The sequence below is a fragment of the Solirubrobacter deserti genome (assembly GCF_027587175.1).
GTDB lineage: Bacteria > Actinomycetota > Thermoleophilia > Solirubrobacterales > Solirubrobacteraceae > Solirubrobacter > Solirubrobacter deserti.
In genome coordinates this window covers 1-17,946 of record NZ_JAPCID010000039.1, presented here as the reverse complement: position 1 = coordinate 17,946, position 17,946 = coordinate 1, and the positions used below count along the sequence as shown (strand labels likewise).

The 17,946-nt window shown below is 71.6% G+C and carries 26 protein-coding genes and 1 tRNA gene; 15 read left to right on the top strand and 12 right to left on the bottom strand.

The features are described from left to right. Window positions 1–850 (top strand): iron-containing alcohol dehydrogenase (locus tag OJ962_RS23240; RefSeq protein WP_270006635.1); only part of this gene is annotated, 850 nt, incomplete at its 5' end. Here the strand turns inward: OJ962_RS23240 and OJ962_RS23235 are convergent. Then, entirely contained in the window at window positions 847–1,188 is a 342-nt protein-coding gene (locus OJ962_RS23235) for a nuclear transport factor 2 family protein (protein ID WP_202957578.1), read from the bottom strand. The two genes, OJ962_RS23240 and OJ962_RS23235, sit on opposite strands and share 4 nt — an antisense overlap. Before the next feature lie 53 nt (window positions 1,189–1,241). Between OJ962_RS23235 and OJ962_RS23230 the strand changes: the two genes are divergently transcribed. From OJ962_RS23230 to OJ962_RS23220, 3 genes are read left to right on the top strand one after another with little or no spacing between them, the layout of a single operon-like run. Beyond that, a complete protein-coding gene (locus tag OJ962_RS23230) occupies window positions 1,242–1,544 on the top strand; it encodes an ArsR/SmtB family transcription factor (protein ID WP_202957579.1) in 303 nt (100 codons plus the stop codon). Beyond that, window positions 1,538–2,005, top strand: a complete 468-nt coding sequence (locus OJ962_RS23225; RefSeq protein ID WP_202957580.1) for an SRPBCC family protein — start codon at window positions 1,538–1,540, stop codon at window positions 2,003–2,005. The genes OJ962_RS23230 and OJ962_RS23225 overlap by 7 nt, the downstream gene beginning before the upstream one ends. A 25-nt stretch (window positions 2,006–2,030) precedes the next feature. Further along, on the top strand, window positions 2,031–2,249 hold the full coding sequence (locus tag OJ962_RS23220) for a hypothetical protein (protein WP_202957581.1): 219 nt from the start codon (window positions 2,031–2,033) through the stop codon (window positions 2,247–2,249). A 19-nt stretch (window positions 2,250–2,268) separates the two neighbouring features. Here OJ962_RS23220 and secG read toward each other — a convergent pair whose 3' ends face one another. The 4 genes from secG to OJ962_RS23200 are packed head-to-tail and all read right to left on the bottom strand — an operon-like array spanning window position 2,269 to window position 5,371. Next, window positions 2,269–2,493: a preprotein translocase subunit SecG gene (secG, locus tag OJ962_RS23215; protein ID WP_202957582.1), complete on the bottom strand. Its 225-nt coding sequence runs from the start codon at window positions 2,491–2,493 to the stop codon at window positions 2,269–2,271. Between the two features lie 10 nt (window positions 2,494–2,503). After that, a complete protein-coding gene (locus tag OJ962_RS23210; RefSeq protein ID WP_202957583.1) occupies window positions 2,504–2,782 on the bottom strand; it encodes a hypothetical protein in 279 nt (92 codons plus the stop codon). After that, entirely contained in the window at window positions 2,782–4,965 is a 2,184-nt protein-coding gene (locus OJ962_RS23205; protein WP_202957584.1) for a heme lyase CcmF/NrfE family subunit, read from the bottom strand. Before OJ962_RS23205 ends, OJ962_RS23210 begins: the two co-directional genes overlap by 1 nt. Window position 4,966: 1 nt before the next feature. After that, window positions 4,967–5,371 (bottom strand): cytochrome c maturation protein CcmE domain-containing protein, encoded by a 405-nt coding sequence (locus OJ962_RS23200; protein WP_202957585.1) that lies wholly within the window; start codon window positions 5,369–5,371, stop codon window positions 4,967–4,969. A 100-nt stretch (window positions 5,372–5,471) separates the two neighbouring features. Between OJ962_RS23200 and OJ962_RS23195 the strand changes: the two genes are divergently transcribed. The 4 genes from OJ962_RS23195 to rsgA all read left to right on the top strand — a co-directional run bounded on the left by OJ962_RS23195 (window position 5,472) and on the right by rsgA (window position 7,688). Next, window positions 5,472–5,678: a hypothetical protein gene (locus tag OJ962_RS23195; RefSeq protein WP_202957586.1), complete on the top strand. Its 207-nt coding sequence runs from the start codon at window positions 5,472–5,474 to the stop codon at window positions 5,676–5,678. 105 nt (window positions 5,679–5,783) lie between these two features. Next, on the top strand, window positions 5,784–6,275 hold the full coding sequence (locus OJ962_RS23190) for an RDD family protein (protein WP_202957587.1): 492 nt from the start codon (window positions 5,784–5,786) through the stop codon (window positions 6,273–6,275). A 4-nt stretch (window positions 6,276–6,279) separates the two neighbouring features. Beyond that, complete coding sequence (locus OJ962_RS23185; protein WP_202957588.1) at window positions 6,280–6,591, top strand: MTH1187 family thiamine-binding protein; 312 nt, start codon at window positions 6,280–6,282, stop codon at window positions 6,589–6,591. A gap of 182 nt (window positions 6,592–6,773) precedes the next feature. Further along, window positions 6,774–7,688 carry a ribosome small subunit-dependent GTPase A gene (gene rsgA / locus OJ962_RS23180; RefSeq protein ID WP_202957589.1) on the top strand — a complete coding sequence of 305 codons (915 nt, stop codon included), beginning with the start codon at window positions 6,774–6,776 and terminating at the stop codon, window positions 7,686–7,688. A gap of 39 nt (window positions 7,689–7,727) precedes the next feature. Here the strand turns inward: rsgA and OJ962_RS23175 are convergent. Beyond that, a tRNA-Gly gene (locus OJ962_RS23175) sits at window positions 7,728–7,799 on the bottom strand. Between the two features lie 48 nt (window positions 7,800–7,847). On the opposite strand from OJ962_RS23175, the gene OJ962_RS23170 reads away from it, so the two are divergent. Genes OJ962_RS23170 through OJ962_RS23160 form a run of 3 tightly spaced genes read left to right on the top strand, consistent with a single transcriptional unit; the run spans window position 7,848 to window position 9,567 of the window. Continuing rightward, window positions 7,848–8,387, top strand: a complete 540-nt coding sequence (locus OJ962_RS23170) for a TlpA family protein disulfide reductase (RefSeq protein ID WP_238932434.1) — start codon at window positions 7,848–7,850, stop codon at window positions 8,385–8,387. Beyond that, complete coding sequence (locus OJ962_RS23165; protein WP_202957591.1) at window positions 8,384–8,821, top strand: cytochrome c-type biogenesis protein; 438 nt, start codon at window positions 8,384–8,386, stop codon at window positions 8,819–8,821. The genes OJ962_RS23170 and OJ962_RS23165 overlap by 4 nt, the downstream gene beginning before the upstream one ends. Beyond that, window positions 8,821–9,567 carry a cytochrome c biogenesis CcdA family protein gene (locus OJ962_RS23160; protein ID WP_202957592.1) on the top strand — a complete coding sequence of 249 codons (747 nt, stop codon included), beginning with the start codon at window positions 8,821–8,823 and terminating at the stop codon, window positions 9,565–9,567. The genes OJ962_RS23165 and OJ962_RS23160 overlap by 1 nt, the downstream gene beginning before the upstream one ends. On the opposite strand, the gene OJ962_RS23155 is transcribed toward OJ962_RS23160, so the two are convergent. From OJ962_RS23155 to OJ962_RS23135, 5 genes are all read right to left on the bottom strand, one after another. Further along, entirely contained in the window at window positions 9,564–10,916 is a 1,353-nt protein-coding gene (locus OJ962_RS23155; protein ID WP_202957593.1) for a cupredoxin domain-containing protein, read from the bottom strand. The two genes, OJ962_RS23160 and OJ962_RS23155, sit on opposite strands and share 4 nt — an antisense overlap. After that, window positions 10,913–11,215 (bottom strand): hypothetical protein, encoded by a 303-nt coding sequence (locus OJ962_RS23150; protein WP_202957594.1) that lies wholly within the window; start codon window positions 11,213–11,215, stop codon window positions 10,913–10,915. Before OJ962_RS23150 ends, OJ962_RS23155 begins: the two co-directional genes overlap by 4 nt. Then, window positions 11,212–12,837, bottom strand: coding sequence for an arginine--tRNA ligase (gene argS / locus OJ962_RS23145; RefSeq protein ID WP_270006634.1), 1,626 nt, complete (start codon window positions 12,835–12,837; stop codon window positions 11,212–11,214). The genes OJ962_RS23150 and argS overlap by 4 nt, the downstream gene beginning before the upstream one ends. A 174-nt stretch (window positions 12,838–13,011) precedes the next feature. Continuing rightward, window positions 13,012–13,695, bottom strand: coding sequence for a calcium-binding protein (locus tag OJ962_RS23140; protein WP_202957596.1), 684 nt, complete (start codon window positions 13,693–13,695; stop codon window positions 13,012–13,014). Beyond that, entirely contained in the window at window positions 13,655–14,065 is a 411-nt protein-coding gene (locus OJ962_RS23135) for a 23S rRNA (pseudouridine(1915)-N(3))-methyltransferase RlmH (RefSeq protein WP_202957597.1), read from the bottom strand. The genes OJ962_RS23140 and OJ962_RS23135 overlap by 41 nt, the downstream gene beginning before the upstream one ends. A 20-nt stretch (window positions 14,066–14,085) precedes the next feature. Here OJ962_RS23135 and OJ962_RS23130 point away from each other — a divergent pair, with 20 nt between their 5' ends. Next, the gene (locus OJ962_RS23130) at window positions 14,086–14,394 is read left to right on the top strand and encodes a DUF3467 domain-containing protein (protein WP_202957598.1); all 309 of its coding nucleotides are present in this window, start codon (window positions 14,086–14,088) and stop codon (window positions 14,392–14,394) included. Between the two features lie 141 nt (window positions 14,395–14,535). Here the strand turns inward: OJ962_RS23130 and OJ962_RS23125 are convergent, their stop codons facing one another. Next, window positions 14,536–15,720, bottom strand: coding sequence for a M48 family metalloprotease (locus tag OJ962_RS23125; RefSeq protein ID WP_202957599.1), 1,185 nt, complete (start codon window positions 15,718–15,720; stop codon window positions 14,536–14,538). A gap of 17 nt (window positions 15,721–15,737) precedes the next feature. Here OJ962_RS23125 and OJ962_RS23120 point away from each other — a divergent pair, with 17 nt between their 5' ends. The 3 genes from OJ962_RS23120 to OJ962_RS23110 all read left to right on the top strand — a co-directional run. Continuing rightward, window positions 15,738–16,469, top strand: coding sequence for a metallophosphoesterase family protein (locus tag OJ962_RS23120; protein ID WP_202957600.1), 732 nt, complete (start codon window positions 15,738–15,740; stop codon window positions 16,467–16,469). 14 nt (window positions 16,470–16,483) lie between these two features. Further along, a complete protein-coding gene (locus OJ962_RS23115) occupies window positions 16,484–16,990 on the top strand; it encodes a lipoprotein (protein WP_202957601.1) in 507 nt (168 codons plus the stop codon). Beyond that, window positions 16,990–17,946: protein kinase domain-containing protein (locus OJ962_RS23110; protein WP_270006633.1), on the top strand; the 957-nt coding region annotated here is incomplete at its 3' end. The genes OJ962_RS23115 and OJ962_RS23110, both read left to right, overlap by 1 nt.

Genomic DNA, 17,946 nt, shown 5'->3' with positions numbered 1-17,946 from the left:
CGTCGGGGGCGCCCGGCCCGCCGCCCCCGGGGGGGGCCGCGCCAGCGACGTGGGGAAGGCGATGGTGCCCGCGCCGCCCACACGGGGGGGTGGCGCCGCCACGGCCGGCCCGTCGCCGGCCGCCACCCCCGGCTCCTCGCCGGCCACCACCCCCGGCCGCGTCCCGCGCGCGATGGCGGTGCCCACGACCCTCTCGGGCGCGGAGATGACCCGCGTGCACCGGCACGCCGCCGGCGTCGCCGAGTCCACCCCGCGCGTGCGGCCCGCGGTCGTGGTCGTCGATCCCGCGCTCGCCGCCTCGCAGCCGCGCGCCGATCTCGCGGCCAGCTCCCTCAACGCGCTCGGCCACGCCGTCGAGGCGCCGTGCATGGTCAACGCCAACCCGGTCGCGACGCTCGTCGCGCACGAGGCCGCGCGGCTGCTGTTCGCCGGCTGGGTCGGGAGCGAGCCGGACCGCGACCTGCTCGCGCTCGGCTCGCTGCTGGCGGGCTACGCGCTCGACAACACGGGGCTCGCGCTGCACCACGTGCTCAGCCAAACGCTCGTGCGCGTCGCGGGCGTCGGCCACGGCCCGGCCAACGCGGCGATGCTCCCGCACACGATCGGCGCGCTCGAGTGGCGCTTCCCGAGCGTGATCGAGGCGCTCAACGCCGCGGTCGGCGAGGACGTCGTCGAGGTCGCCCTACGCATCCGCGCGTACACGGGCGCCGCGGGGCTGCGCGAGCTCGGCGTGGACCCGGCCGTGCTGCCCGAGTGCGCGGACGCCGCCGCAGCGCGGCCGCAACTGCAGCTCACGCCGCCGGCGGCCGACCGCGCGGAGATCCTCGCGCTCTACGAACGCGCGCTTTAGGCCGCTCGCAGCGGCGCCGTGTCGTGCACCTGCCGGATCCGGACGATCCGGCCGTCGCGCACGGTGAAGTGCTCGGCCACGCGGAAGTCGCCCACGCCTTCGACGTCCATGTCGTACAGCAGCATCGCCTCGTCGCCGCCGCTCAGCGCCGACCGCAGCTCGACCGCGCGTGCCAGGGCGCCGAACCCGGCGACCGCCTCCGCGAACGACGCCTTCGTCGGATACGCGTTGATCGGCACCTCCACCTGCAGGTCGTCGTCGAGCAGCTCCGCGGCGCGGGCGTAGTCCCCGCCGGTCCAGGCGTCGTGATACCGGCGCACCGTCGTCATCGTGTCCATTTTCACAAGCTACCACTTGTACAAGTAAGCGACTGTGTACACTGGTTCGGCACATGAGCGAAGCGGCGCTTCAGGCGATCGCCGAGCCGCGCCGGCGCGAGATCCTGCGCCTCGTGCGCGACCGGCCCCATTCGGTCAACGAGATCGCCGAGCGGTTCGACATTTCCCAGCAGGCGGTCTCCCAGCACCTGAAGGTCCTGCGTGAGGCCGGGCTCGTCACGGTGCAGCCGAGCGGCCAACGGCGCCTGTACGCGATTCGCACCGAAGGCTTGGAGTCGGTGCGCGAGCTGTTGGCCGAGCTGTGGCCGGCCCGGCTGGCCGAGCTCAAGCGCGTGGTGGAGGACGATCGGTGCTGACCGAGGCGGTCGAGATCGACGCGCCGCCGGAGGTGGTGTTCGAGTACTTCACCCGCCCCGAGTTGATCGTGCGCTGGATGGGCGAGTGGGCGGAGCTCGAGCCGGAGCCCGGCGGGCGCTTCGCTCTCGACATCACCGGCCACCCCGTGCGCGGCCGGTACGTCGCGCTCGAGCCGCCCCACCGGCTTGTCTTCACCTGGGGCTACGCCGGCAGCGACGACGTGCCCCCGGGATCCACCTCGGTCGAGGTCCGGCTCGTCGCGATCGACGGCGGTACCCGGGTCGAGCTCGAGCACCGCGGACTTCCGGCTGCACGCGAGCGCGAGCACCACATCGGCTGGCAGCACTACCTCGCGCGGCTGGCACGCGACGACGCGTCACCGGACCCCGGCATGCCCAGCGCCCGAGGGGCGAATTCCCCGCTCTTTGCGCCCGACCCCCCAACCCCTACCAGAAAGTAGGGTTTAGAAATCGTCCGATCGGTCGATGACCGGGTCAACCATGCACATCGTCGGGGATTCAGACGCCTGGTCCTGGCCGCCCGTCGGCGAGGTGGAAGAACCGCTGCGCACGCCGCTGTGGCTCATCCGCACGCTCGCCGACGCGCTGGCGGAGGAGGACCAGCCCAGCATCGAGCATCGCCAGCACGTGGCGCGCCAGATCGCGCGCACCGCTGAGGAGCTCGAGCGCTCCCTGATGAACTAGTCGGCGCGCCGCGCCGGCTCTAGAGCATCAGGATGGCCATGGTGTTCACGACGAACAGCACGGCGAAGACCACGGTCCAGCGATCCAGGTTCTTCTCCATCAGCGAGCCGCCCGAGGTGCCGCCCGCGACGCCGACGCCGAACGCGCCGGACATGCCCGCGTCCTTGCCCGAGTGCAGCAGCACCAGGAAGATGACGCCGAGCGAGAGGACGACCTGAATGACGCTGAGAACCGTGTTGACCATGATCGGCGGCTTAGGGTAGCGGCTCGAGTTGGTCGAGACGCTTGAGGATCTCGACGGCTTCGGCACGAAGCGTGCGGTCGAGCGTCTTCCAGTCCGTCTCGCTGAGCTTGCCGGTCCGATAGTCCAGCTCGGCGTCGCGGATCTCCTGGTACTTCGCCTCCTTGAGCGCGTCGAGTTCGGCACGCTCAGCCTCCAGGCGCTCGTCGGACTCGCGGGCGGAGCCGCGCAGCGGACCGGCCACGGCCAGGATCGCGCCGCCGACCACCGCGAGGATCACCAGGAACTCCATCAGGCGGGAACGCTCTCGGGCTCGCGGACGTCCTTGCCCACGCGCGCGGCGTACTTGGCGGACGCGATCTTCGTCAGGCCCCGGCGCGTCGGCCAGCCGGCGAGGATGCCGCCGAGCACCGCGATCAGCGAGCCGATCCAGATCCACGTCACGAGCGGGTTGACCTCGAAGCGGAAGCGGGCCGGCGGCGGCGCGTCGGCGTACCCGTCGACGAGCCCGCGCAACGCGACGCCGAGGAACTCGTTCGCCTGATCCTCGGTGAGCTCGTCGGCCGCGTTGGCGAAGACCTTGTCGCCCTCTTCGATCCGCGGACGCAGCTTGTTGATGTCAGGCGCCACGGCGGCCCAGGTGTCCTTGCCGAGCGTCGCGTTCAGCGCCACCTCGGTCGTGGCCTCGCCGTCGAAGAAGCGCGAGACCGGCCCGAGCGAGGTGTCCTGGGACGGGAAGTAGTCCTTGGACGTGTGCATCGTGCGGCCCTCGACGCGCAGCTCGGCGCCGAACTGGATCTTCTCCAGCCGCCCGTTGGGCGCCGCCACCAGCTCGCTCGTCGGCTTGACGTAGGTGAACTCCTTGCCGCCGACGGTCGCCGACTCGCCCGGCCGCAGCGCGACGTCCTGGATGTCCTTGAAGGACGAGGACGCGGCCACGCCGACGAACAGGACGATGATCCCGACATGTACGAGGTAGCCGCCGTAGCGGCGCCGGTTGCGCTTGACGAGCTGGAGCAGCGCGACCGGCACGGCCTCCTTGGCCGCGGCTCGCCGCGCGCGGGTCCCGCGCCAGAACTCCTGCACGACCGTCCCCACGACGAACCCGGCGAGCGTGAACATGATCAGCGCGGTCACGGACTCCGTCACGCCCAGCGCGAGCAGCGCGACGAGCACGACCACGCCGAACAGCGCCGGCTTGCCGAGGTTGCGCTTGAGGTTGGCGCCCGTCGCGCGGCGCCACGCGATCACCGGGCCGACCGCGGACAGCAGCACGAGGATCAGCGCCAGCGGCACGATGAAGCGCTCGTAGACGGGCGGGCCGATGTTGCGCTGGCGGCCCGTGAACGCCTCGGCGATCAGCGGGAAGAACGTGCCCCAGAAGACGACGAAGCACATCGCCACGAGCACGAAGTTGTTGAGCACGAACATCGCCTCGCGCGAGAGCAGTGAGTCGAGCCGCTTGTCGGACTTCAGCGACTCCTGGCGGCTCGTGACCAGGTAGATCGAACCGGCGATCATCACCGCCAGCAGGATCAGGAACGGCACGCCGAGCGTCGACGCGCCGAACGCGTGGATCGAGTTCAACACGCCGGACCGCACGAGGAACGTGCCGAGGATCGAGAGCACGCCGGTGGCCAGCACCAGCGACACGTTCCAGGTCCGCAGGAGCCCGCGCCGCTCCTGGATCATCACGCTGTGCAGGAACGCGGTGGCCGTCAGCCACGGCATCAGCGACGCGTTCTCGACCGGGTCCCACATCCAGTAGCCGCCCCAGTCGAGCTCGTGGTAGCTCCAGCGGGCGCCGAGCACGATGCCGAACCCGAGCGCGCACCAAGCGGCGAGCGTGAACGGGCGCGTGGAGCGGATCCACTCCGCGTCCAGCCGGCGCGTGATCAGCGCCGCGATCCCGAACGCGAACGGCACCGCGAACAGCGTGTAGCCGCTGTAGAGCATCGGCGGGTGGATCATCATCCCCGGGTCGCGCAGCAGCGGGTTCAGGCCGGCGCCCTCGGCCACGACGCGGTCCGCGCGGATGAACGGCGACTCCGCGAACAGCATCACGCCCGCGAAGAACGCGGCGAAGCCGAGCAGGACGGCCGTCGCGTAGGGCGCCAGCGCGCGCAGCTTGTGCCGGGTGAGGAAAAGGATAAGGCTCGACCAGAGCCCGAGGCTGAACAGCCACAGCAGCAGCGAGCCCTCCTGCGAGGACCACATGGCGGTCAGCCGGTAGAAGAGCGGCGTCGTGGTCGACGAGTGGGAGGCGACGACCGCGTACTCGAAGTCCGAGCGCACGAACGCGGCCTCCAGCAGCACGAACGCGACCGTGGTGGCACCCGCCATCGCGTAGACGGCGCGGCGACCGGACGCGACGAAGTCACGCCGCTTGGCCCGCGCGCCGTAGATCGAGGCCGCGATCCCGTAGAGCGCGGACGCGAACGCGACGATCAGGCAGGCATGACCTGCGGCAATCACGTCAGGTGTTGCTCTTGTCCGCCGTGAACTTCGACGGGCACTTCGTGATCAGGGTGCCGACCTGGCCGACGTACGTGTCGCCCTGCTTGACGACGTCGATGACGATCTCCCGGTCGGCGCGGAACGGGTCAGGGAGGCGACCGGCGTAGGTGACGGGAACCGACACCGTGCCATCGCGATCGCGCACGCGGAAGTGGGTCGTGTCGCCCTTGGTCTCATAGCCCTTGACGACCTTGCCGACGAGCTGGTACTTGGCGCCGGGTGTCTGCTCGGCGTTGACCAGCTCGGACGGCTGGCGGGCCTCCGTCGACGCGGAGAAGCTGGTGAGGGCCAGGGCACCGGCGAGCAGAACGGCGGCGCTCAAGGCGACGACAAAGCGGATCGTGCGCTTCCTTGACGGGTCCACCCCTGCAGTATGGCGTGACGTGCGGAGAACGGCGCTAACGAATCTCAACACCGGAACCTGAAACCTCGGGGAAGCCCCGTCGTTAAGAGCTTCGAGAGAGATGCAGCTGACGACTTCACTGACACTTCCGCGGCGCCGCTCGCGCAAGCGGGCCAAGACCGCCACCAGCCCCGGGCGCGAGCGCAATCAGCGCGCCAACGTCAACCAGGACGCCGCCCTCTACAGCTGCTCCTGCGGTTACGTCTTCAAGGCGGCCGTGACGACCAGCGTCGGCTGTCCGCACTGCGGCTCCGCGCAGGCCTGGTAGTGCGCGCTCCGTAAGACGGCGCGACCCCGCTCGGGAGCGTCCTCCGGGACGAGCATTCCGGTTACCGCTGGCGGATCGCGCGGGAACCGGGTATTGATTCCGCTGATGAGCGCTCAGACGCCGTTTCCAGAAGGTTCTTCCGATTGGCCCTACGGGGCCCCCCAACAGACCGGCGCGCGACCGTTCGCCGGCTGGTGGAGCCGTGTTGCAGCGCAGCTGATCGACTCGATCATCGTGTCGATCCTCCCGCTGATCCTGTACTTCGTGGTGCTGTCGTCCAACGAGTCCGCCGCCGGGCTCGTGATCGGCGGCGCGAGCCTCGTAGTGGGCCTCGTGTACTACGCCGTGACGATCGGGCGCAGCGGGCCGAACAACGGCCAGACGCTCGGCAAGCAGCTCCTGAACATCCGCATCGTCCGTGAGACGGGCGAGCCGATGTCCGCGGGCACCGCGATCCTGCGCGAGACCCTGATCAAGGGCATCCTGATGAGCATCTGCGTCATCGTGCTGATCCTCGACTACCTCGCGCCGCTGTGGGACAGCCGCAACCAGGCCTGGCACGACAAGATCGTCAACACGCTGGTCGTGCAAGCCTGAGGCGGTGGCGACCGCCGACCTGACCGTGATCTCGCTCGGGCGCGCTGAAGTCAGCGCGTCCGGGTACATCGCCGCCATCCAGCGCAAGCTCGCCGCGCAGGATCGCGTCAAGTACGTCATGCACGCGATGGGGACCTCGCTCGAGGGGTCCACCGCGGACATCCTCGCGCTGGTGGGCGAGCTGCATGCGGTGCCGTTCGAGCTCGGCATCCCGCGGGTCTACACGGTCCTCAAGCTGGATGAGCGCCGCGACCGCGAGCAGACGCTCGAGGACAAGGTCGCGTCCGTCGAGCGACTGCTGGCCGAGGGGAGCTAGCCGTACCGCACGGCGCCGCGGAGCGCGTATCCTTCGAGGCCGTGACGCACCGCCTCCACATCTTCGCCACGACCGCCTGAACGGGCTCCGGGCCGCCGCGCCTGGTGCCCGCACCGCGTCGTGTCCTTCTTGCGAATTGATGTGGAGATCCTCCGTTGCAATCCGAACTCACCCGTGCGCGGGTGCTTGCGCAGTACCGCGGCCACTGGCTGGTCGCGTCCGATGACGACAACCGCCTGGTGACGGCCCGCGGGCGGCTGACCGAGACGCCCGTCACAGGGGACTGGGTCGGTGTCGACGAGGGCGGCGCGATCGCGCACGTCTTCGAGCGGTCGGGCACCGTGATCCGGCGCGCGCCCGGCGAGCAGGGCAAGCCCGCGTCCGCCCAGGTGCTCGCGGCCAATGTCGACCTGGCGCTGGTGACCGAGCCGCTGCCCGAGCCCAAGGCGCGCCGGCTGGAGCGCTTCGCGGCGCTGGCGGCGTCCGGCGGGGTGCCGGTCGCGCTCGTCCTGACCAAGGCCGACCTCGACGAGCTCGGCTACGAGACCGCCGCGGCGCTGGCGCGGCGCATGGGCGTCACCGACGCCGTAGCCGTGAGCGCGGTGACCGGAGAGGGCATGGGCGTCGTGCGCTCGTGGCTGACGCCTGGCACCACCGCGGTGCTGCTGGGCGCGTCCGGCACGGGCAAGTCGACGCTCGTGAACGCGCTGCTCGGCGAGGAACGCATGAAGACGGGCGAGGTGCGCGCGTCCGACCTGCGCGGGCGCCACACGACGGTCACGCGCGAGCTGCTGGCCCTCCCCGGCGGCGCGTTCCTGATCGACACGCCGGGGATCCGGGTCGCCGGACTGTGGGACGGCACCGGCGAGTCGTTCGCCGACGTCGACTCGCTGGCGCTGCAGTGCCGCTTCGCCGACTGCGCGCACGACACCGAGCCCGGCTGCGCGGTGCGCGAAGCGGTGGACGCCGAGCGCCTGGCCGCGTGGCGCAAGCTCCAGCGCGAGCTGGCCTGGGTCGAGGACCGCCGCGCCGCCCAGCGGGCCCGCGACGCGTTCCACAAGCAGATCACGCGCGAGCTGCGGCTGCGCGAGCGCTGAAACGAGCGAGGGCCCCGCTCGCGCGGGGCCCTCGATCCAAGCGGGTGAGGGGAATCGAACCCCCATTTTTGGCTTGGGAAGCCAACGTCTTAGCCATTGGACAACACCCGCGCGGAGCGGAGAGTGTACTCGACTCCCAGTACCCTAGCCAGGGTGCGGATGCGCGTGTTCTGGCCGGTGACCCTCGCGGCCGCTCTACTGGTCGGCCTGCTCGCGTACGGCGTGTTCTCCAAGGGTGGGAACACGACGCTCGACGAGGCGGTCGGCCGGGGCGAGCGGCCGGCGGCCCCCGTGGCTTCGCTGCCGGTGCTCGGCGCCGACGGCAACCAGTCGCTGGCCGACTACAAGGGCAAGGTCGTCGTGCTCAACCTGTGGGCCTCGTGGTGTGAGCCGTGTCTGGAGGAGATGCCGCTCCTGCAGCAGACGCACGAGAAGATCTCATCTCGAGGTGGGATCGTCCTGGGCGTGAACACGCAGGACGTGTCCAGCAAGGCGCTCGAGTTCCTCGACGAGATCAAGGCGACGTTCCCGAGCCTGCGCGACCGCGACCGCGAGTACGGCCGCCGGTTCGGCGCGACCGGCTACCCCGAGACGTTCATCATCGACCGTAAAGGCCGGGTTGCGGCGATGCAACGCTTCCCGGTCGACCAGGCTTGGCTGGACAAGTACCTGCCCAAGCTGCTAGCAGAAGAAGCGTGAAAGCCGTCCTCGTCGCACTCCTGGCCGTGCTCGCCCTCGCCGCGCCGGCCTACGCCCAGCAAGCGTCCCTGCCCGATCTCGAGGACGAGGTCATGTGCGTGGAGTGCGGCACGGTCCTGAGCGTCAGCAACTCGCCGGTCGCCCAGCAGGAGCGCCAGTTCATCCGCGACCAGATCGCGCAGGGCAAGACCAAGGACGAGATCAAGGCCGCGCTCGTGGCCGAGTACGGCGAGGACGTCCTCGCCGACCCCGGCACCGGCGGCTTCAACCTCACGCTGTGGGTGGTGCCGATCCTGGCCGCGCTCGCGGCGCTCGCCGGGATCCTGCTCGCCGTCCGCACGTGGCGCCGGCGCGCGCCGGCCGTGGAGGCCGAACCGCCTCCGCCGCTGAGCGCCGAGGATGCGCGGCGCCTGGACGCGGAGCTGAGCCGCTGATGACCGGCGGCGTGGACACCACGGTGATCGCGGCCTTCGCGGTCGGCTTCATCTCCTTCATCTCGCCCTGCGTGCTGCCGCTCGTCCCGGGCTACTTGAGCGCCGTCTCCGGCTACAGCCTCGCCGACATGAAGTCCGGCGACCGCGGCCTGGCGAAGATCCTCGTGCCCGCGCTCGTGTTCTGCCTGAGCTTCACGACCGTGTTCGTCGCGCTCGGCATGACCGCCACCGGGCTCGGCAGCACCCTCCAGGGCGCGGGCGGCACGCTCGACAAGATCGCGGGCGCCGTGATCATCGCGCTCGGCGTGTTCTTCCTGCTCACGCCGTTCATCCCGCGCCTGAACAAGGAGTGGCGCCCGGACGCGCTGATCAGCCGCGCCGGCAGCGGCGGGCCGCTGATCGCCGGCGCCGCGTTCGCCGTGGCCTGGACGCCATGCGTCGGCCCGACGCTCGGCTCGATCCTGAGCGCGGCCGCCACGCAGGACACGGTCGGCCAGGGCGGCATCCTGCTCGCGTTCTACTCGCTCGGGCTCGCGGTGCCGTTCCTGCTCACGGCCGTGGCCTTCACGCGCGCCACCAGCGCCTTCCGCTGGCTGCGCGACCACTACCTGATCATCACCGCCATCTCCGGCGTGATCCTGATCACCATGGGTCTGATGCTGTTCACGGGCGAGCTCGAGCAGCTCAACATCAAGGCCCAGGAATGGCTCGACGACCTGGGCGTGAACTTCTTCAAGTCCGTCTAGCGGACGCGCACCGTCTGGCTCATCGTGGTCGGGTGGATCAGGCACGTGAGCTTGTACGTGCCCGCGACGGTCGGCGTGAACGAGTAGCGCCCGCGCGTGATGCCGAGGTAGTTGGAGGAGAAGCCGCGCGGGCCGTTGGCCACGGTCACGCTGTGCGGCTCGGAGCCGCGGAACTCCCACGTGATCCGCTCGCCCACCTTCGCCGTCAGCCGCTGCGGCCTGAACCACTGGTCGCCGACCGGGATCGGCTTGCCGTCGAACGCCTTCCACGCGCCGCGTGGCGCCAGCAGCTGCGGCACGAGCCGGTCGAAGACGAACGGCGCCGCCGTGTCGTAGCGCTCCGGCACGGTCACCTCGTGCACGTCGTCGGGCAGCGGCGCGCACGGCGTGACGGAGTCGTCGCGCACGAACGGCAGCACCCAGAAGCCCATCGCGGCCACGTGCAACTCCTCGTTGGAGTGCACGGCCTCGCGCTCGAGCACCTCCCCGGCGCTGACCGGGATGCCCGCCGCTGACCGGAACGTCCCGTTCGCGATCGGCCCCGGCTCGTGCAGGATCGGGCGGATCGTGTTGTACGGGTGGTCGGGGGCGCCGTAGTAGGCCTTGGCGTCGAAGAGCTGGCGCCCGCAGGTCACGCTGCGCAACGTCTGCCGCAGCGCGCCGCCATGGTGGTGCGAGCCGCCGCCGAGGATGCGACCGTTGAAGGGCACGGTCCACGTCGAGCGATCGACGAACGTCCCGCCGTCGCCCGGCACGTCGTAGGCCATGCCGTTGCCGATGTGCGCGCAGTTGCCGACCGTGAGCGGGTACACCTGCTCGCGCGGCTCGGTCGTGTACCAGACCTTCGTGCGCACGAAGAAGCGCTTGGGCTTCTTGTAGTGGTTCATGACCATCGTCATGAGGCTCCACTCCGGCGCGCGGCCGTCGGGTGTCGCGTTGCGGATGCCGTAGCGCGCGCGCTGCTCGGGCGGCCACATCGCGTCGAAGCGCCCGCTCGGATGCTCCTCCCCGCGCCCGCCGATGAACCCGTCCCCCAGACACCCGCCCGGTCCGCGGTCGACGCGCCCGTTGGCGTAGTAGAGGAAGTGGTGGATCATCATCTTGTCCACCGGCAGCGGCTTTGCGTCCGGGCGCTTGGAGTCCACGAGCGCCATCTCCTGGAAGCCGAGAATGGAGCCGGGCTGCGCGGGCGCCTGGCGCCCGTCGGGCTTGAGCGTGACGAACTCCGAGCGGTGCACGTACGGCAGCGACTGGATCGCCGGGGAGTAGAGCGTCAGCAGCTGCTCGGCCGCGCTCGCGGGCGCCGCGTACAGCAGCACCGCCACGACCGCGAGCAGCGCCGGCCTCATCGCGCGCCGATCGCCTCGCGGACCGCGTTGAAGTCCGCTTCGCTGACGGTCACCGACAGCAGCTGGTCCTGCGTGCCGACGTAGAGCGTCACCTCGCCGCCGTCGCGATAGCCGCCGACGACGTGCGTCGCCTGGCTGCGCGTCGCGCGCCCCTCCTCGGCGATGATCGCGAACGTCTCGGCGGCGAAGCGCAGCTGGGACGCGGGGACGAACGCGCACTGCGGCCCGTTGCAGAGCACGAGCCCGCGGTTGTCGGCGTGGATGTAGGGCGCCGGCTGCTGGGCGCGGACCGTGATCACATCTGCTCCGGGGCGGACACACCGAGGAGCGTAAGGGCTGCGGCGAGCGTGCGTCGCGTTGCCACGCTCAGCCCGATCCGGAACGACTGCACGGCCTCGTCGGGCTCGTCGCGCACGGGCGAGTCGCGGTAGAAGGCCGCGAACGCCTGGCCGAGCTCCAGCGCGTAGCTCGCGATCCGGTGCGGCGCGCGCCGCGCGACCGCCTCGTGCACCTCGTGCGGGAACGCCAGCACCTTGCGGATCAGCTCGCGCTCGGCGTCGTTGAGCGCGACGTCCGCCGGCACCGCCGCGTCCACCCGCCCCTCCGGGAGCCGGCGGAAGATGCCCGCGATCCGCGCGTGCATCATCTGCACGTAGTAGACCGGGTTCTCGGGGTCCTGCTTGGCGGCCAGGTCGAGGTCGAGGTCGATCGTGGAGTCGTGCGAGCGGCTGAGCATGAACCAGCGGGTCGCGTCCACGCCGATGCGCTCGATCAGCTCCGTGAGCGTCACGAAGTCGCCCGCGCGCTTGGACATCTTCGCCTTCTCGCCACCCTCGACGATGTGCACGAACTGCAGGATCGGCACCTCGACGCGCTCCGGGTCCTCCCCCAGCGAGCTCGCGATCGCCTTCAGCCGCGCGATGTAGCCGTGGTGGTCGGCGCCGAGCACGTAGATCGCCTTGTCGAACCCGCGCCGGAACTTGTCCTCCTGGTAGGCGACGTCGGCCGCGAAGTAGGTCGGCGCGCCGGTGGAGCGCTTGAGCACGCGGTCCTTGTCGTCGCCGAACTCGGTCGTGCGCAGCCACAGCGCGCCCTCGGACTCGTACAGGTGCGCCCGCTCGCGCAGCCGGTGCAGCGCCCGGTCGATCGGCGACGGGTCGCCCTCGTGGAGCGAGCCCTCGAGGAAGTAGGTGTCGAAGTCCACCCGGTAGGCGTGCAGCGTCTCCCGGATGCCCTCCGTGATCAGCCGCGACGCCTCCGCGCCCAGGTCCTCCGCGCTGCGCTCGGCGGCTTGCGGGATGGTGCGCGCCAGGTCGGCGACGTAGTCGCCCTTGTAGCCGTCCTCGGGCACCGGCTCGTGGCGGGCGAGCGCACGCACGGACGCGCCGAGCCGGTCGATCTGCCCGCCCGCGTTGTTGAAGTAGTACTCGCGGCTGACGGTGTGGCCGGCGAGCTCGAGCATGCGGGCGAGCGCGTCGCCGTACGCGGCGTGGCGGGCGCTGGCCGCCGTCATCGGGCCGGTCGGGTTGGCCGAGACGTACTCGACGTTGACGTTGAGCGGCTGCTCGGGCGTCGCGCGGCCCCAGTCGTCGCCGGCGGCGAGCACGTCGCGCACCGCGTTCAGGTACCAGGCATCGGCGAGGAAGAGGTTGAGGAACCCCGGCCCGGCGACTTCGACGCGCTCGACGTTGTCCCCCAGCCGCTCGGTGACCCGAGCGCCGAGCCGCTCGGCGATCTCACGCGGCGGCGCGCCCAGCGCGGGCGCCAGCAGCATCGCCGCGTTGGTCGAGTAGTCGCCGAACCCGGCCTTCTTCGGGCGCTCGAAGCTCAGCCGGCCCTTGGGCGCGGGGTCGCCGTTGCGGAGGTCTCCGGCGGCCGCCTCGACCGCCGCCCGCAGCTCGTCGATGGGGTGCACGGGCATGACGTTAGAGGAGGCGGAACCTTGTCGGCTCCTGCTCGCCGTCGGGTTCCACGAGCACCGTCGTGGGCCGTCGCAGGGGCACCCGTACGCCGTTCGTGCGCTGCAGGGTCGTCACCCGCTCGCCGACGGCGACGCGCACACCGCTCGGACGCGGGAACTCGTCCGTGTCCCAGCTCAGGACCAGGTGGTCGCGCGCGAGCCGCAGCCGTGTGCCCTGGTGGACGAGCCGCTCGCAGTCCCGCGCACGCCCGTGTCGCCGAACAGGTAGATGGCGTCGATGCGGTCGCGACCGCTGCCGCAGCGGACGACGCCGTCCCCGGTGAACGACAGGCCGATGCCGTCGTTCCCGGGCCCGCCGTCGAGGCGATCGTTGCCGTGCATGGCCTCGAGCGTGTCGTTCCCGGCGCCGCCGAGCACGCGGTCGTGGCCGCGACCACCGTCGAGCTGGTCCGGGCCGCCGCGTCCGCGGATGTGGTCGTCTCCCGGGCCGCCCTCGATGTCGTTGCGCTCGGCGTCGCCGAGCAGCAGGTCATCGCCGGCGCCGCCGTCGACGGCCACGAGCGCCGTGCCCCGGGCCTCGACACGGTCGTCGCCGTCCCCCGCCCGCACGGTCATGAGCACGGCGCCGGTGCAGATGACGGCGTCCGGGCCGTCCGCCGGACAGCCCGTCGGCGCGACGGCGGTGTCGCGCAGCCGTACGCCGCCGGGCACGGACTCGACGGTGATCCGGTTGCGCTCGCCGGGCGCGGCGGTGAACACCCACGTGCGGTCCTCGAGGGTGATCGTGCCCGCGTGCGCGGGCGCCGCGACGACGAGGCTAGTGGTGATAAGGCTCGTTGCCCAGGATCTTGTGCGCACGGTAGAGCTGCTCCAGCAGTACAACGCGCGCGAGCATGTGGGGGAGCGTCATTGGTCCGAAGGACAGCTTGTGGTGCGCCTGCGGCAGCTCGATCCCGAACGCGCCGCCGATCACGAAGCACACGTCCAGGCCCCCCTGGCGGCGCTCCTCCACCCACTCGCTGAAGGCCTCGCTGGTGTGGGTGCGGCCGCGGCTGTCGAGCAGGCAGACGTACGCGCGCTCGGGGATGCGGCGGCGCAGCGCATCGTCGTCGGCGACCTCGATGACGTCCACGCGGGCGTAGCGGGTGAGCAGCTTCGCGTAGTGCGCCAGGGGCTCCGCGTACGGCGTGCCCTTCGATCTCCCAACGGCAACCACGGTGTACCGCACGGTGTGGGATGCTAGGCGCGATGGCCTCAGACGACCGCGAACGGCACTTCAACCTCCACACCACCCCGGAAGTGATGGCGGGCGTGTACGCGAACTTCGCGACCGTCTCGCACTCCGACTACGAGTTCACGCTGACGTTCTCGCGCGTGGACCACGAGGTCGAGGCCGACGAGGTGCCGGGGGTCGTGGTGTCGCGCATCTCGCTCTCCGCCCAGGCGATGCGCGAGCTGATCGACGCGATGGAGGACAACTGGTCCAAGTGGTCGGTGCGGGAGGGCATCAAGCGCCTCCCGGAGACCCGCCCGGACTTCAGGGACGACCAGCAGTAACGCCCGCCAACTCGAGTACGACGGATTCTGGCGGGCCCCGCCCGCCGCTGCCGGCACCCGGCGGGCACCAACGGACCACCAGTACGCCCGCGCCCACCGTGCACCGGCAGCGACGACCGTTGCTGCCACCAGCGATCCGCCCTACTCGAGCTGACGGGCGAGCGCGGCCCCGATCCGCTCCATCGTGGTGGGGTGGGTCGCCAGCAGCAGCTGCTGCCAGCGGGGCGGGTCCGGATCGCCGACGTTCTTGACGGTGATCCGCCGCTCGAAGCCGATCATCGCCTCCGGCTCGTTCGTGAGCTCGAGCGCGAAGGCGTCCGCGCGGCGCTCGATCGCACGCGAGAGCTGGTTGGAGATGGCGGTGAGGACGGGCGCGACGAGCGCGAGGGCGAGCACGGTGGCGGGGACCGCGGTGGCGCCCGGCTTGGTGAGGCGTTCGGCCACGCGGGCCACGACGAGCGTCCCGAACGGTGCGACGAGCGCCAGCCACAGCAGGCCGCCGGGGACGTCCTTGTGCTTGACGTGGCCGAGCTCGTGCGCGACGACGAGCCGCGTCTCGGCCGGCGTGAAGTCCTTGAGCAGCGTGTCGTAGAGCACGACCCGCTTGGTCGTGCCGAGCCCGGTGACGTACGCGTTGGCGGCCGTGGTGCGCCGTGACGCGTCCACCTCGTAGACCTCGCCGACGTCGACTCCGGCCTTGCGTGCGAGCTCGAGGACGTCGTCGCGGGTCTCGCCCGCCGGGAGCGGCTCGAACCGGTTGAAGATCGGGTCGAGCGCGACCGGGCCGAGGTAGCTGAACACGACCGCGAAGCCGGCGACGGCGGCCGCGCCGGGCGCCCACCAGTCGCGGCCGAAGCGCCGCAGCCCGACGACCAGCAGCGCGCCGCCGCCCGCCGCGAAGACGCTCGTGATCGCGGTCGACTTGGCCGTGTCCGCCGCCCAGCCGCCCCACGACTGGGTGATGAGCCCGACGTCCTTGGCGCGCTGGCGCGCGGCGGCGCGCAGCGGGAGCGCGGCCGTGGTGGTGGCCAGCGTGAGCGCGACGGCCGCCGCGGCGCCGGTCACGACCGGCCGCTTCCCGGCGCGGGGCGCGAACTTGACGGCGCCGATCAGGACGGCCAGCTCGACCGCCGTGCGGGCGCCGAACAGCCACAGCTGGCCGGAACGGAAGTCGACCGCGCGCTGCAACTCGGTCGCGCTGAAGTAGGCTCGCGGATCTGCCTCCACCACCGGGTAGCGCTCCTTGGGCCGCAGCAGGAGCACCGCAGCCTCCGCGATGACGATTGCGGCGACCACTGCGGCGGGAAGGCGGAGCCTCTGCGGCACCGAATAGACGCTACGCCATGCAGGTCGCCATCTGTACCGACATCCACGGGAACCGCCACGCCTTCGAGGCCGTGATCGCCGCTGCCCAGGCGGCGGGGGCCGAGGCGATGTGGTGCCTGGGCGACCTCGTCGGGTACGGCGCCGAGCCGGACGCCTGCGTGGCGCTGGCGCGTGAGCACTGCTCGATCGTGCTCGCCGGCAACCACGACCTGGCGGTGACCGGCGCGCTCTCGCTCGAGGACTTCTCCAAGGGCGCCGCGCTGGCGGCCCAGTGGACGCAGCGGACGATCTCCGAAGAGACGATGGCCTGGCTGAGCGAGCTCGAGCCGGCGGACGAGAGCCACGGCTACGGGCTCTTCCACGCCTCGCCACGCGATCCGGTGTGGGAGTACGTGCTGTCGCCGCACACGGCCGAGGGCTGCTTTCGCGCGACCGACTTCCCGGTCTCGTTCGTCGGGCACTCGCACGTCGCGCTCTCGTTCTCCTGGTTGGAGGGGGAGCCGGTGAGCGGGACGGCGCGCCGCGACGGCACCGAGCTCGACCTGAGCGTCGGGCGCTGGCTGATCAACCCCGGCGGGACGGGTCAGCCGCGCGACGGTGACCCGCGGGCCGCCTGGCTGCTGCTGGACACGGAGGACGCGCGCGCCTCCTACCGGCGCGCCGAGTACGACATCGCGGGCGCGCAGGCCGCGATCCGGGCCACGGAGCTGCCCGCCTCACTGGCCGACCGTCTGCAGTACGGGCAGTAACCTCGATACGTCGAATGAGACGCGCGCTGCCCCTCTTCGTCGCGGCCGTCGCCTTTCTGGCGGGCTGCGGACAGTCCAACCCGGAGCTGATCCCGCAGTCCGACGCCGAGACCATGCTCGCCGCGGCCGACAAGATCACCGCGGCCTGCGACGCCGAGGACCGCAGCGAGGTCCGCCGCCAGCTGCGGATCATCGACCGCGAGATCGACGGGCTGCCGCGCGCGACCGACGACGCGCTGCGCGAGAACCTGCAGGCGTGGGCGGACCGCATCGAGGAGCGCGTGACCGACGACTGCCGGGCTCAAGAGCAGGACACGCCGACGCCGACGCCGACCGAGACGGCCACCGAGGAGCCGACGGAGACGCCCACGGAGACGCCGACCGAGACGTCAACGCCGCAGGACACGCCGACGCCGACGCCGACCGAAGCGCCGACCGAGGAGCCGACGCCCGAGCCGACACAGACGCCCGCGCCGACCGAGCCGCCCGTGGAGCCGACCGTCACGCCGGAGGTGCCGTAGTGGCGACCGAGCAGCTGTTCGCGGACCGCTACCGGCTCGAGCGGCGCCTCGGCGTCGGCGGCATGGCGACGGTCCAGCTCGCGTTCGACACGCGCCTGGAGCGGCTGGTCGCCGTCAAGCTGCTGGCCGAGCACCTGGCCGAGGACTCCGCGTTCGTGTCCCGCTTCCGGCGCGAGGCGCTGAGCGCCGCCAAGCTCGTGCACCCGAACATCGTGCAGGTGTTCGACTTCGGGACCGATGAACGCAGCGGGCGCCAGTTCATCGTCATGGAGTTCGTCGACGGCAACTCGTGCGCCGAGCTGCTGCGCGACCGCGGGCCGATGGCGCCGCGCGACGCCGTCGAGATCCTCACCCAGGCCTGCCGCGGGCTCGACTACGCGCACCGCAACGGCGTCATCCACCGCGACGTCAAGCCCGGCAACCTGATGGTGAACACGGAGGGCGTGGTCAAGCTCGCCGACTTCGGCATCGCCAAGGCCGCCGAGCAGTCCGACATCACCAAGGTCGGGTCGGTGCTGGGCACCGCCGCTTACCTGTCGCCCGAGCAGGCGCGCGGCGAGCCGGCCGGGCCCGCCTCGGACCTGTACGCGCTCGGCGTCGTCTCCTACCAGCTGATGGCCGGCCGCCTGCCCTACGAGGCCGCGTCGCTGACCGATCTCGCTCGCCTGCAGGAGGCGGGTGCGCCGCCGCGCCTCGATTTGGAGGCGCGTGACGTCCCGCCGACGCTGGCCGCCGCGGTCGCCCGCGCGCTGGAGCGCGACCCGGCGCATCGCTACGAGGACGCGATCGAGATGGGCGACGCGCTGCAGGACGGGCTCGCCGGGATCGGCGGGACGGGCGCGCTGGACTCCACGCGCGCGCTCCCGCCCACCGAGGACGCCACGCGCATGCTCGAGCGCACCCAGATGGCGCCGCCGCCCGCGCGCCGCCGGCTGCAGCCGGTCGAAGAGCCGCCG

What these genes read in the sequence shown, in the direction of transcription:
- OJ962_RS23235 (WP_202957578.1), bottom strand. Translation starts at nt 1,188, where the DNA reads ATGGACACGATGACGACGGTGCGCCGGTATCACGACGCCTGGACCGGC.
- OJ962_RS23230 (WP_202957579.1), top strand. Translation starts at nt 1,242, where the DNA reads ATGAGCGAAGCGGCGCTTCAGGCGATCGCCGAGCCGCGCCGGCGCGAG.
- OJ962_RS23220 (WP_202957581.1), top strand. Translation starts at nt 2,031, where the DNA reads ATGACCGGGTCAACCATGCACATCGTCGGGGATTCAGACGCCTGGTCC.
- secG (WP_202957582.1), bottom strand. Translation starts at nt 2,493, where the DNA reads ATGGTCAACACGGTTCTCAGCGTCATTCAGGTCGTCCTCTCGCTCGGC.
- OJ962_RS23210 (WP_202957583.1), bottom strand. Translation starts at nt 2,782, where the DNA reads ATGGAGTTCCTGGTGATCCTCGCGGTGGTCGGCGGCGCGATCCTGGCC.
- OJ962_RS23195 (WP_202957586.1), top strand. Translation starts at nt 5,472, where the DNA reads ATGCAGCTGACGACTTCACTGACACTTCCGCGGCGCCGCTCGCGCAAG.
- OJ962_RS23190 (WP_202957587.1), top strand. Translation starts at nt 5,784, where the DNA reads ATGAGCGCTCAGACGCCGTTTCCAGAAGGTTCTTCCGATTGGCCCTAC.
- OJ962_RS23170 (WP_238932434.1), top strand. Translation starts at nt 7,848, where the DNA reads ATGCGCGTGTTCTGGCCGGTGACCCTCGCGGCCGCTCTACTGGTCGGC.
- OJ962_RS23160 (WP_202957592.1), top strand. Translation starts at nt 8,821, where the DNA reads ATGACCGGCGGCGTGGACACCACGGTGATCGCGGCCTTCGCGGTCGGC.
- OJ962_RS23155 (WP_202957593.1), bottom strand. Translation starts at nt 10,916, where the DNA reads ATGAGGCCGGCGCTGCTCGCGGTCGTGGCGGTGCTGCTGTACGCGGCG.
- argS (WP_270006634.1), bottom strand. Translation starts at nt 12,837, where the DNA reads ATGCCCGTGCACCCCATCGACGAGCTGCGGGCGGCGGTCGAGGCGGCC.
- OJ962_RS23130 (WP_202957598.1), top strand. Translation starts at nt 14,086, where the DNA reads ATGGCCTCAGACGACCGCGAACGGCACTTCAACCTCCACACCACCCCG.
- OJ962_RS23120 (WP_202957600.1), top strand. Translation starts at nt 15,738, where the DNA reads ATGCAGGTCGCCATCTGTACCGACATCCACGGGAACCGCCACGCCTTC.
- OJ962_RS23115 (WP_202957601.1), top strand. Translation starts at nt 16,484, where the DNA reads ATGAGACGCGCGCTGCCCCTCTTCGTCGCGGCCGTCGCCTTTCTGGCG.